The following is a 12,522-nucleotide window of genomic DNA, read 5'->3' as shown; positions in this document are numbered from 1 at the left end:
CCTAGCGTGAGGCCGGGGTCAGTAGAGGTTCTGGCGGTAGTCGAGGTCGATGCCGGCGCGCATCACGCGCTCGTTCGCCACGGCTCGCAGCACCCGGGCTCCGACGCCGCCCGATTTGTTGGCCTTGACGTGGTCGGTCCACACCGCCGACGGGCGCGGCAGGCCGGCCGGATCCACGTGCCGGCTCGTGTCCCACAGGGCGGCCGCGGCGATCGCGTCACTCCGGGCGAGTCGCGCACGGGAGACCTCGACGACGATGACCGCCTTGGGCGCCTTCCCCCGCTCGGCGAGCTGCTCGCGCAGAGTTTCGTCGGTGCTGATGCCGGCCGTGCCGGTCAGCTCGAGGGTGCGGCCGTCGCCCGGAACGAGAGCGAGCAGGGCCACCGCAGGGTTCTCGACGAGGTTGTGCAGGGTGTCGGTGCGCCGGTTGCCCGGGCGGTCCGCGATGGCGACGGTCGTGGGACTGAGGAGGCTCAGATCACCGGCCGGATCGCCGCGGGGGCTGGTATCGGCGCGACCGTCCTCGTCCCGCGAACTGATCACCGCGAACGGCGCCGCTCGGAGGAACGCGGCGGCGTCCTGCCCCACCGACGCGCCCTCGGACTCGGCCGTCGCCCCCGTGGGCGCGGCGCTCCCCCACAGACCGGAGCGGATCACCGCCTTCCCGCAGTGCAGATAGGCCTCGCGCACCACGAAGCCGCCGTCGTGGATGGCGCCGTTGATCCGCAGCGTCTCGCGCCACCCGGGGACGAGCATCAGGAGCGACGCCCCGCCGGGTGCCGCGTCGGCGGGAAGGGCGCACTCCAGCCGGTTCGGCGAGGCGACGGCGGCGAAGCCCGGCGCGCCGCCGAGGAGCCGTGTGCGCTGCACGCCGGCCTCGTCGAGATACCCGAGCACCCCCGCCGACGAGACGGCCAGGATCGATCGGCAGTGCTCGTCGAGGTGGTCGATCGTCTTGAGCGCCATCGCCGCGACCGGCTTGCCGACGGCGCCCTCGAGCTCGGTGACCGATCCGACCATGTTCATGAGGACAGGCTACCCTCTTCAACCCTGCCGACCTCTGTCCGCGGACGGCGTTGGCTACGCTGATCGCGTGGACGACAAACTCGTGTGGGTCGATTGTGAGATGACCGGCCTCGACCTGAACTCCGACCGGCTCATCGAGATCGCCGCCCTGGTGACCGACAGCGACTTGAACATCCTCGGCGAGGGCGTCGATCTGGTGATCCACGCGGACGACGCCGCGCTCGCGGCCATGCCCCCGGTCGTGCAGGAGATGCACGCCCGCTCGGGCCTGACAGAGGAGGTCCGCAGCTCGACGGTGACGGTGCGCGAGGCCGAGGAGGCCGTGCTCGCCTACCTGCGCGAGCACATCGAGGCCGGCGCCGTGCCGCTCGCCGGCAATTCGATCGCCACCGACCGCCGGTTCATCGCCAAGGAGATGCCCGAGCTGGACGGCTTCCTGCACTACCGGATGGTCGACGTCAGCTCGATCAAGGAGTTGTGCCGGCGCTGGTACCCGCGCATCTACTTCGGCCAGCCCGACAAGGGCCTCGCCCACCGCGCGCTCGCGGACATCCGCGAGTCGATCAGGGAGCTCAAGTACTACCGCAGTACCGCCTTCGTACCCGCGCCCGGCCCGACGACAGACCAGATCACCGCCGCGGTGCAGGAACTCGGACCGGCCTGAAAGCGCAGGTCATCGCCCTCGACCGCGCAGAGCCCATACCGATTGGATTCCGCCGGAACCGTCGGGTAAAGTTCTTCGAGCCTGGCGATCCCAGGCACCTGGTGGGTGTAGTTCAGTTGGTAGAGCACCAGATTGTGATTCTGGCTGTCGCGGGTTCGAGTCCCGTCATCCACCCCGGATGAAAAGCCCGGTCTTGCAACAGGATTCGTTGCGAGACCGGGTTTTTTCGTGGCTGCGCACAACTGAACATCAACCGACCACCGCTGCGGATGCAGCACGATGATCGCGGATCAGTCCGGCCTGGTGAGCAGGCCACCGATCCACCAGTCCTGCGGAACCCCGCGGAGCATCGCCCGCTGCCGCAGTACGCCCTCCACCTCGAAGCCGATCGACTCCGCGACCGCGCGGGAACCGTGGTTCCCCACCACGGCCCACCAGTCGATGCGGTGAATACCGAGGATGTCGAAGCCCCATTGGCACACACGCCGGGCCGCCTCGAGTGTGTAACCGCAGCGGCGATTGCCCGGCGCGGCCCAGTAGCCCAACTCCACGAGCCCAGCCTCTTTCCGAGTGAGCTGCGAGACGCCGACGAGATCAGCGCCGGCCAGCGCGACGAAGGCGTACGACTCGTCCGCCTCCCACTCGCGCACGGCGGTCGCCACGAACTCGCGCGCATCACCCTCGGTGTACGGGGACGGAACCGGGACGTACCGCTGAATTCCAGGGTCGGCGCACGCCTCCGCGATCGCCGGGGCGTCGCCGCCGTTGGGGCGACGCAGAATCAGGTGAGGGGTGCGCAGCTCGACGGGGTCCATGACCGCAGTGTGGGGCGCGACCGGGCCCGAGGCAACCGAATTCGGGCGCGTGACGGACCACACATGGCGCGATCATAAGGTTAGCCTTACCATTCTCACTTCAGGTACTGCGCCCCGAGTGAGAGTGATCCGTTGAACGAACCACGAATCGGTCTGTACGACCCCACCCGGGAGTCGAGCGCCTGCGGCGTCGGCTTCATCACCCGCAAGGACGGCACCCAGCACCACGACGTGATCGCCCACGGCGAGCACGCGCTGTGCGCCATCCCCCACCGCGGTGGCATGTCCGCCGAAGGCGTGGGCGACGGGGCCGGGGTCAACGTCGACCTGTCCGTGGAGTTCTTCCGGGCGATCACCGGCGCGCCCCTCGAACGCGGCCGATTCGGCGTCGCCAACCTGTTCCTGCCATCCGATCCCGGGCAGGGCCCGGCCGCTCGGGAACTGGTCCGTGCGGCGCTCGTCGAGCACGGTTTCGCGGTGGTCACCGAGCGCGACGTCCCGGTCGATCCCACCGCGCTCCGTCCCGCCGCTCTGCCCTACCAACTCGCGATCACGCAGTGGGTGTTCACGGCACCGGCGCAGCTTCCGCGGATCGACGTGGACCGCGCCGCCAACGCGGCGCTTCTCGCGATCGAACGCGCCGCATACGACGCGCCGGATCTCGCGGGCCTCTATCCGCTGTCGCTGAGCACACGCACGCAGACGCTCAAGGGCAGGCTGAACGCCGACGAGGTGATCCGGTACTTCACCGATCTCACGGACCCGCGGCACTCCGTGTGCACCTTGTACTTCCACACCCGCTTCTCCACCAACACCGAGCCGCACCCCTCGATGGCGCAGCCCTTCCGTTTGATGGCGCACAACGGCGAGCTCAACACCGACCGCAAGAACCGCCTCGCCGACGACGCCGTCGCCCGCGCCAAGGCGCGCACCATCGTCCGACCGCCGGGGCAGTCGGATTCGAGTCGGCTCGACCAGTCGTTGCAGAGCCGAGTGTTCGACGACGGGCTGGGCCTGGTGGAGGCCGTCGTCTCGCTCATGCCGCCGGCATGGGAGAACGACCGCTCAGTCCCGCGTCCGGTCCGCGACATGCTCGAGTTCTTCTCCCTCAGTGAGGAGAAGAACGACGGACCGGCCGCACTGATCTTCTCCGACGGCGACGTCGTGGGCGCGCGCCTCGACCGTCTGGGGCTGCGGCCCCTGCGCACCGTCGAGACCGCCGAGTACGTCGTCGTCGCGTCCGAGGCCGGGCAGGTGCCCTTTCCTTCGAACGAGGTGCTCCACCGCGGACGCATCGAGGCCGGCGGCATGCTCTACGTGGATCACCGGGCCGGCGACGGTCGGGTCCGCCGCACCGCGGAGGCCCTCGAACTGCTGGCAGCGCGCCGCGACTACGCCGCACTGCTGAGCGCCGCGCGAGTGAACCTCGCCGACATCGCGCCGCCGGTCATCCAGCGCGACACCGGAACGCTCGGCTACCCCGGCGATCTCAGCCTGCACGGGCGGTACGTCGCCTACTCGCTCAACCAGGAGAGCTTCCGGTTTCTCCTCGATCCGATGCTCGCCGACGGTGCCGAGCGGATCTCCGCGATGGGCTACGGCAACGCGATCAACGCACTCTCGGACCACGAGGGCGGCATGGCCAAGTACTTCTCGCAGCGCTTCGCCCAAGTGACGAACCCTCCTCTGGACTCCATCCGAGAGGCCGACGCCATGAGCATGCGGGTGGCGCTGGGCAACGCCGAGCACGGACACCGCACACCGCAGATCGTCGTGGAATCGCCGATCCTCAGCCACCTGGACATGGTGAAGCTCCGCTTCCAGGAGGTCACCCCCGTCGAACACTTCGACCTGCTCTACCGCCCGGCCCCCGGCGATGCCGACGCCAACGCCGAGTCCGTCCTCGCGGCGGTCGAGCGGCTGTGCGACGAGGTGGAGGAGTTCGCACGCGGTGGCGGCGGTATCGCCGTGCTCACCGACCGTGCCGTCTCCCGGGAGCAGGCGCCGCTGCCGCTACTGCTGGCACTCGCCGCGGTGGATGTCCGGCTCACCGAAACTGGCCTGCGGCTGCGCCTCTCCCTCGTCGCCGAGAGCGGCCAGCTGCCGTCCTCGCACCACATCGCCTCAGCGCTGGGATTCGGTGCGTCCGCAGCCTATTCTCTGTCCGCTCGTCTCCGGGCCGAGGAGAGGTTCCCGTCGGAGGCCGCGCCCGCCACCGAGCTCACCGACACCGACCGCGCTTTCGACCGGTTCCGCAAGGCCGCGGAGAAGGCGCTCGCGAAGACGATGGGCCGCGTCGGTCTGTGCACCGCCGAGTCGTACATCGGCGGCCAGTTCTTCGAGCCCAACTACCTGGATACCCGCGATCCCGTACTGGCCCGGTACTTCCCGCATCTGGACGCCCCCGTCGGGGGCGTCGGCTTCACCAGGATCGCGGAGGCGAACACCGATTGGCACGAACGCGCGGCGTCCGTCGCCGAGGAGCACGACGTACCGCTGCTGGGCCTGTTCAAGGAGCGCTCCGACGGTGCCGGACACTCCTACGGCATCAACGCCGTCCGCGGCTTCACCCGGATGGCCGAGGAGCCCCTGGCCCTGACCGGTCCCGACGGCATCGGATCCACCTCGCTGCGCCTGCTCACGCTCTCGCGCCTCGACGACGCCTTCGGGCTCGACGACGCCGCGTACCGCAACAGCGGCTTCAAAGCGCTGCTCCCGCGTCAGATCGACGGCTTCGAGATCACCGACGGCTACCGCGAATTCCTCGCCGCCACGCTGGTCGAACGCGAGCGACGCCCGTCGGCGCTCCGCGATGTGTTGGCACTGCCCGCGGACGTCACGATGCTCACGACGGCACAGGAGTTCCACCGGGAGCTGGCCCGATTCTCACTGGACGGCAACGCGAGCCTGCCGACGCGCGGCCTCACCGTGCACGCCCCGGAGGAAGGCCGGTTCGTGGTGCACCTGACGGACCTACCGCAGAACGACGCCGCTGCGGCCTACACCGGGTTCGCCGACTTCCTCCGCGAACTGTTCGCCGACGAGGTCTCGGTCGAGGCAGGGCCCTCGACCGGCGCGCTGATCGAGGCCACCGGGCGAGCGCGGCGGTACCTGGCCCTGCTGTGCGCGGCGCCCCGCTCGCTCGATCTCGACGACGTGCAACCCGCACACGAGATCACACGCACGCTGGCGTCCGGAGCGATGAGTCACGGCGCGCTCGTCGCCAGCGCCCACGAGGCGGTCGCGCACGGCACCAACATGGTCGGCGGAATGTCGAACTGCGGCGAGGGCGGCGAGCACCGCACCCGCTACGGCACCATCCGCGGCTCGCGGATCAAGCAGTTCGCCTCCGGCCGGTTCGGCATCTGGTCCGGATACCTCGCGGACCCGATGCTCGAGGAGCTCGAGATCAAGATCGGTCAGGGCGCCAAGCCCGGCGAGGGCGGACAGCTTCCGGGGCCGAAGGTCACCGTCGACATCGCGGCGGCCCGCGGGGGCACCCCCGGCATCGAGCTGATCTCTCCCCCGCCCCACCACGACACCTATTCGATCGAGGACTTGGCCCAGCTGATCCACGACTGCAAGGCGGCCCGCGTGCGGGTGGTCGTCAAACTCGTCTCCTCCGAGGGCATCGGCACGATCGCGGTCGGCGTCGCGAAAGCGGGTGCCGATGTGATCAACGTCGCCGGCAACACCGGCGGCACCGGGGCCGCGGCCGTGACCAGCCTCAAGTACGCCGGCCGCTCCGCCGAGATCGGCGTAGCCGAAGTACACCAGGCCCTGGTCGCGAACGGCCTGCGCGACAAGGTGACACTGCGCTGTTCCGGAGCACACCAGACCGGTGGCGACGTGGTGGTCTCCGCGCTGCTCGGCGGCGACTCGTTCGAGTTCGGCACCACGGCCCTGATGATGCTCAAGTGCGTCATGGCCAAGAACTGCAACCTCAAGTGCCCGGCCGGCCTCACCACCAATCCCGAGGTGTTCGACGGGGATCCGCGCGCACTCGCGCAGTACCTGCTCAACATCGCGCACGACGTGCGCGGCCTGCTCGCGCGGCTCGGACTCCGATCACTGCGCGAGGCTCGCGGCCGCACAGACCTCCTGCAGCTCCTGGAACACCCCGCCGCCGTCGGTCACCTCGACGTGCGGGCGATGCTCCACGCCCCTGCGCCGCGGACCGTCGTCGACCCCGTGTACCTCGAGAAGGACTACTCGGTGGACGACCACCTGCTCCGCGAGGTCCGTGACCGCCTGTTCACCGCGAACGCGGAGTCGATCACCGTTGCCGGGATTGCGCTGTCGAACCCGAACAAGTCGGTGGGCGGCCAGCTCGCCGTCGATCTGGAGCGACTGCTCAACCACCCCGAGGCGGACCAGCGTGGAGCGTTCGCCGGCGTCCCGGTACCCGACGACCATCCCGCCGTCCTCACCGACGAGCGCGGGCGCCGCTTCCTCGCCGACGGGGCCGTCCGTGTGCTCTCGCACGGCAGCGCCGGGCAGTCCTACGGCGTCTTCTGCACCGACGGCATGGAATTGCAGCACACCGGAACCGCCAACGACGGCGTCGGCAAGAGCCAATGCGGCGGCCGCGTGGTGGTCCGCTCCCCCGGCGGCGGCGGCGCCGCTTCCGGGGCGAACGTTCTGATCGGCAACTTCGCGCTGTTCGGCGCCACCGGCGGGCGCACCTTCGTGCAGGGCGAGGCGGGCGACCGCTTCGCAGTACGGAATTCGGGCGCCACCGCCGTCGTCGAGGGGGTCGGCGAGTACTGCTGCGAGTACATGACCGGCGGTGCAGTACTCAACCTCGGCGGCTTCGGCAAGGGCCTGGGCAACGGCATGAGCGGCGGTTTCGTCTATCAGTACGACCCCGACGGTCGGGTCGCGAGCGCCGCGAGTTCCTCGCTGCACGTCGAGCCGCTCGTGGGCCCCCACACCCCGCCCTTCCACGAGGTCGCCGTGCGCGCCATGCTCGCCTGGCACTCGGAGGCGACCGGATCCCCACTCGCCACAGGTCTGCTCGAGGACTGGGCCACCACGCGCGAGAACATCGCGGTGGGCACTCCTCTAGCGCTCATGCACTACCAGGACGCCGATCACATCTGGGCGGCCCACGGTCGCAAGGATCTGCTCGACGAGCTGGCGGGCTCCGTCGCGACTGACCGCCTCCGCGAGTTCAAGCGCTCGCTGCGTGCGGGCACGCCCGTCGGCGACGGGCTGGCACCGCGGTTCGGCGACACCCGCTCCCCACAGGCGTTCTCGCTGCTCTCCTCGTTCACCGTGCTGTCGCTGGCACAGGAGGTGGCGGCAGAACGCGTCGCGGGTGCGACGGGGCACGACGACCCCCGGGTGTCGGCCCGCGCCCGGAACCTGGTGCTCACCGAGGACTTCGCGGTCCGGCAACGTCTCACCAAATACCTGCGCGGCCGGCTCGACACCTTCGAGGACGCAGAGCTCGCGGCGCTCATCGCCACCAAGCGCCTGGGCGACTACACCACCTCGCTCGAGGAGCGGAACGTCCTCAGCATGGACGCTCCCGGCACCTACGGCTGGATCCTGCACCACCGCGCGCGTAATGCCGCCGTCCTCGACGACGCAGCGATCGACGCGATGCTGGTCGAGGGAGCGATGCCGGACCTGGTGCGATTCGCGAAGGAGACTCTGGCATGAGTGCACCCACCTACGCACTCCCCGAAGCGGATTCGTCCGCGCTCATCGACGTCTTCACCGGAGGGCAGCGGGCCTGGTTGTCCGGGTTCCTCGCAGGCCTGGCCGCGGCGCAGGCCGAGCAGTCGGAGTCCGCGAGCACTGCCACGCTCCACGCGAACGTGCTCTACGGGACGCAGACCGGCAACAGCGAGGAACTCGCGGAGCGCCTCGTCGGACTCCTACGGGAGACCGGGCTCGGCGCCGACCTCGCCGCGCTCGACGACGCCACCCCGGAGAGCCTCGCCGCCGCATCACACCTGCTGGTGGTCACCTCGACCTACGGCGAGGGCGAGATGCCCGACAACGCGGAACTGTTCTGGGACGCGTTGTCCGCCGATTCCGCGCCGCGATTGGAACATCTCGCCTTCTCGGTCCTCGCACTGGGCGACAGCGGCTACGAGGGCTTCTGCCGTGCCGGCCAGATCATCGACACCCGCCTCGAGCAGCTCGGAGCCCAACGCCTGGCACCGAGGGTGGACTGCGACGTGGACTTCGAGGAGCCGGCCTCCGCCTGGATGACCGAGGTGGCCGGGAGGCTGCGGGCGGTCGCGGCGCACCTCGATCCCACCGACGCCGCAGCGGTGGCGACGGCGTCAGGTCCGGCGGCACCGTCGAAGCCCCGGTCGCGATGGAACAAGAAGAATCCCTTCCCCTCCCGGCTCGTGGTGAACCGCTTGCTCTCCGGTGCCGGGAGCGCGAAGGAGATCCGCCATTTCGAGTTCGACCTCGCCGACAGCGGCATCGAGTACGCGGCGGGCGACGCCCTGAACGTGATGCCGCGCAACGCTCCCACGCTGGTCGATGCTCTGCTCGCGCGCCTCGGCGCAGCGCCGGACACCGATGTCGATGGCGCGCCGCTCGCCGCGCGACTGACCTCGGACTGGGAGATACGCACCCCGTCGAAGGACCTGCTCAAGACACTCGCGGATCGTGCGCCCGGCTCCGAGCTCGCGGCCGTCCTCGCCCGCGGAGAGCGCGAGACACTGGACTCATGGCTGTGGGGACGCGATGTCCTCGACCTCCTGCACGGCTGCGAGGACGCCCGGCTCGACCCCGCAGAGCTCCCGGACCTGCTGCGCCCCTTGCAGCCGCGGGCCTACTCCATCTCGTCGAGCCCGCTCACCAGTCCCGACCGCATCCACCTGACCGTGGCCGCGGTCCGCCACGGTGCGGGAACCGGTCGTGAACACCAGGGTGTGTGTTCGACCTTCCTCGCGGACCGTTGCTCCGATGCCGACGTCGCGGGGATCTCATTACAGCCCAATGCGGCGTTCCGAGTCCCTGCCGACCCCGAGCGGCCCGCGATCATGGTCGGTCCCGGCACGGGCATCGCCCCGTTCCGCGCGTTCCTGCACGAGCGCGCCGCCTCATCCGCCGCGGGCCGGAACTGGCTGTTGTTCGGCGACCAGCACCGCGCGAGCGACTTCATCTACGCCGACGAGCTGGACGAGCTCACCGCGTCAGGTGTGCTGCACCGCCTGGACCTGGCCTTCTCCCGGGACCAGACGGAGAAGATCTACGTGCAGACCCGGATGGTCGAGGCATCGCGGGAGCTCTACGCCTGGCTCGAGGACGGCGGCTACTTCTACGTGTGCGGCGACGCCTCGCGGATGGCCAAGGACGTCGATCGCGCCCTGCGCGAGGTGATCGCCACGGAACGGGGCCGCGGAGCCGAGGACGCGGACGAATACGTCGCGACGCTCAAACGGGAGAAGCGCTACGTGCGGGACGTGTATTGATGCGGGCCCGGCACTGTCCCGGGTGCGGCCGCGACCGGGGCCGGTGCCCACTGCAGCGTTCGCGCGGCAGCGTCGCCGTCGACGGTGCCTCCGCCACCCAGGTCGCGGGGGCGTTCCCCCTCCTCGATACCGCTGTGGCCGTGACCGAGTCGATGATCGCCACGCTCGCGCACGAGGGGCGCTACGCTCGCCCGACGGTGTGCGGCGAGGAGTTCGCACCGGCCTCCGGCCGAATCGCGCTGCGCTTCGTTCCGGACCGGGTGGTGGGCGCAGTCACCGATGAGGACACCCCCGGCGGGCCCGCCGACGCCAGCATGGTCGGTCTCACCGACCGGCGCGGTGCGGCAGTGCACCGGGCGTTCGTGACCGGCGACCCCGACCGGATGATCGTGCGAGCACTGGGCCACCTGTCGCCCTCCGATCCACACGGCGGCATGTTGTTCGGCGCAGATCCGCACAGATCACCGGGCGGAGTCGGCGACGCGGTGATCGACCCGATCCTCACCGGCGGTCGCGAGCGACTGCGGGCACTCTGCGCGGCGGGGGCCGAGCGCTACTGCCCCATCGCCCCCGAGTGGATTCCGCGGATCTTCGAGTACCTCTGCGACAGCGGCCTGCCGACCGACTTCGCCGTCGTCTCGGACGGCGTCGCGCAGGCCTGCCGCGGCCCGATCCACGCCGCACTGCGCGAGGGGCCGAGGCTCCTCACGGGTTTCGCGGACGCCGCGGTCGACATCGACCTGGCCCGGGTGGACGGCTGCGCCGTCGTGCGCTCGCAGGGCGAGGGCGGGACCGTCTCGACCATCGAGATGTACGACGCGGGTGGTGCGTGCTCGGCGTTGCTCACGCAGTTCGGCCGGGTCGACGCCGACGTCCGACCGGCATGGGAAGCGATGGCGCAGTCGCTGTGCGAGAACGCCGCGTGACACAACCCCCGAAGCTCGTTCAACGGATCGACTTCGACGTTGACACTCGGCACCTCATGTCTCCCATTCGCCGTCGACCATCACCTGTACCGGCTGGGGCATCGCAGCCGACGGATCACCGAGCGAATCGATCGGTGCGTCGAGGACGACCAGGTCCGCCCGGCGTCCCGGCGCCAGACACCCGACCTCGTGCTCGTCGTGAACGAGGTACGCGCTGTCCAGCGTCATCGCCTGCACGGCCCGATCCGGTGAGATCCGCTGCGCCGCTCCGAGGACGTCACCTCCGCTCGTCAGCCTCGTCGAAGCGGTCCTGATGGTGTGCAGCGGATCCATCGGGGTGATCGGGCAGTCCGAGTGGAGACCGAATCGGATTCCCAGTCCGTCGGCACGAGCGAGCGGATCCATCTCCCGCGCCCTCTCGGCGCCCAAGAACCTGTCGCGGTGGCGGTCTCCCCAGTAGTAGACGTGATTGGCGAAGAAGCTCACGCCGAGTTCCTCTCTCACGATCGCATCGAGGTCGTCGGGCAGGGTGACCTGGCAATGTTCGATCCGGTGGCGTGCCCGCCGCCCGTCGAGGCGCTGCGCTCGCGCCAGCGCGGTGATCGTGGCCCGAACCGCGGCGTCCCCGTTCGCGTGAACGGCGGCCTGTCCGCCGGCCAGGTGGACGCGCGCCACCATGTCGTCGAGGACCTCCTGCGGGTGCAGAAGATCGCCGCAGTGTCCCGGATCGCACATGTAGGGAATCCGCAAGGCCGCGGATAGTCCCTGGATGGAGCCGTCGGACCAGAATTTGGCACCCGCGAGGCGGAATCGTCCGTCGGCGGAACCTCCCGCTTCGAAACGAACCGAGCCGTCGGCGATGGCCGGCAGTGCCAGATCCCCACACAGGAAACCGACCACGTGGACGGGCAACCCACCGGTGGCGGCCAGTTCGCGGTACGCGGCGAGCTCCTCCGCACCCGCCATCAGCCCAACACCGAGGTCGTGCAGAGTCGTGATGCCCCGCGAGCGCGCGAGTCGCAGGCTGGCGAGGAGTGCGTCACGGACGTCCCCCGGCGCGAGTGGTGGGACCGCGGCGACGATCTTCGACACCGCGTCGATCTCCCACGCGAGCCCCGTCAAGCGGCCGTCCTCGCCCCTCGGGAAGCGGGGATCATCCTCCGCGATGGAGGATTCCGTGACACCGGCGGCCGCAAGGGCGACCGTGTTCGCAACGAGGAAGTGCGCCGAGATGTGCTGCAGGATCACCGGCCGGTCCATCGAGACCGCATCGAGTTCGTCCCGGGTGGGATGGCGTCCCTCCGCGATCAGGGTGTCGTCGTACCCCCACCCTCGGACCCATCCGGGAGCGGACAGGCGCTCCCGGAGACCGGCCTGGATGTCGGCGATCGAACCCCGCAGCGGCGAGCGACAGTCGACCCAGTCCTGGGTCAGGCCTGTGTACACGGGGTGTACGTGGGACTCGATCAGGCCCGGGATCAGCGTTGCGCCAGGTAGATCGATCCGATCCGACGACGGCGAGGCGAGGCTCTCGACCTCCTTCCTCGTGCCCGTCGCGATCACGCGATCACCACGGACGAGGACGGCCTCCGCGACCGGTTGAGTTCGATCCATCGTATGCACGGATTCCGCCGTCAGCAGGAGAT

General features: G+C 69.9%; 7 protein-coding genes and 1 tRNA gene. 5 read left to right on the top strand and 3 right to left on the bottom strand.

Annotated elements, in window-relative coordinates:
• Window positions 1–18: 18 nt before the first annotated feature.
• Window positions 19–1,026, bottom strand: coding sequence for a pyridoxamine 5'-phosphate oxidase family protein (locus BLQ62_RS08190; protein ID WP_068566027.1), 1,008 nt, complete (start codon window positions 1,024–1,026; stop codon window positions 19–21).
• 67 nt (window positions 1,027–1,093) lie between these two features.
• Between BLQ62_RS08190 and orn the strand changes: the two genes are divergently transcribed.
• Window positions 1,094–1,690, top strand: a complete 597-nt coding sequence (gene orn / locus BLQ62_RS08185) for an oligoribonuclease (RefSeq protein ID WP_068536284.1) — start codon at window positions 1,094–1,096, stop codon at window positions 1,688–1,690.
• 101 nt (window positions 1,691–1,791) lie between these two features.
• Window positions 1,792–1,864: transfer RNA gene (locus tag BLQ62_RS08180), tRNA-His, on the top strand.
• A gap of 116 nt (window positions 1,865–1,980) precedes the next feature.
• Here BLQ62_RS08180 and BLQ62_RS08175 read toward each other — a convergent pair.
• Window positions 1,981–2,505 carry a GNAT family N-acetyltransferase gene (locus BLQ62_RS08175; protein ID WP_068566030.1) on the bottom strand — a complete coding sequence of 175 codons (525 nt, stop codon included), beginning with the start codon at window positions 2,503–2,505 and terminating at the stop codon, window positions 1,981–1,983.
• Between the two features lie 132 nt (window positions 2,506–2,637).
• Here BLQ62_RS08175 and BLQ62_RS08170 point away from each other — a divergent pair, with 132 nt between their 5' ends.
• From BLQ62_RS08170 to BLQ62_RS08160, 3 genes are read left to right on the top strand one after another with little or no spacing between them, the layout of a single operon-like run.
• Window positions 2,638–8,172 (top strand): glutamate synthase-related protein, encoded by a 5,535-nt coding sequence (locus BLQ62_RS08170; RefSeq protein WP_068566031.1) that lies wholly within the window; start codon window positions 2,638–2,640, stop codon window positions 8,170–8,172.
• A complete protein-coding gene (locus BLQ62_RS08165) occupies window positions 8,169–9,950 on the top strand; it encodes a sulfite reductase subunit alpha (RefSeq protein ID WP_068566033.1) in 1,782 nt (593 codons plus the stop codon). The genes BLQ62_RS08170 and BLQ62_RS08165 overlap by 4 nt, the downstream gene beginning before the upstream one ends.
• Window positions 9,950–10,876, top strand: a complete 927-nt coding sequence (locus BLQ62_RS08160) for a hypothetical protein (RefSeq protein WP_139184178.1) — start codon at window positions 9,950–9,952, stop codon at window positions 10,874–10,876. The genes BLQ62_RS08165 and BLQ62_RS08160 overlap by 1 nt, the downstream gene beginning before the upstream one ends.
• Before the next feature lie 54 nt (window positions 10,877–10,930).
• On the opposite strand, the gene BLQ62_RS08155 is transcribed toward BLQ62_RS08160, so the two are convergent.
• Window positions 10,931–12,490 carry an amidohydrolase gene (locus BLQ62_RS08155; RefSeq protein ID WP_068566377.1) on the bottom strand — a complete coding sequence of 520 codons (1,560 nt, stop codon included), beginning with the start codon at window positions 12,488–12,490 and terminating at the stop codon, window positions 10,931–10,933.
• Between the last annotated feature and the right edge of the window lie 32 nt (window positions 12,491–12,522).

This window comes from Tsukamurella pulmonis, from assembly GCF_900103175.1.
Taxonomy (GTDB): domain Bacteria; phylum Actinomycetota; class Actinomycetes; order Mycobacteriales; family Mycobacteriaceae; genus Tsukamurella; species Tsukamurella pulmonis.
This window is presented reverse-complemented; position numbering and strand designations above follow the sequence as displayed.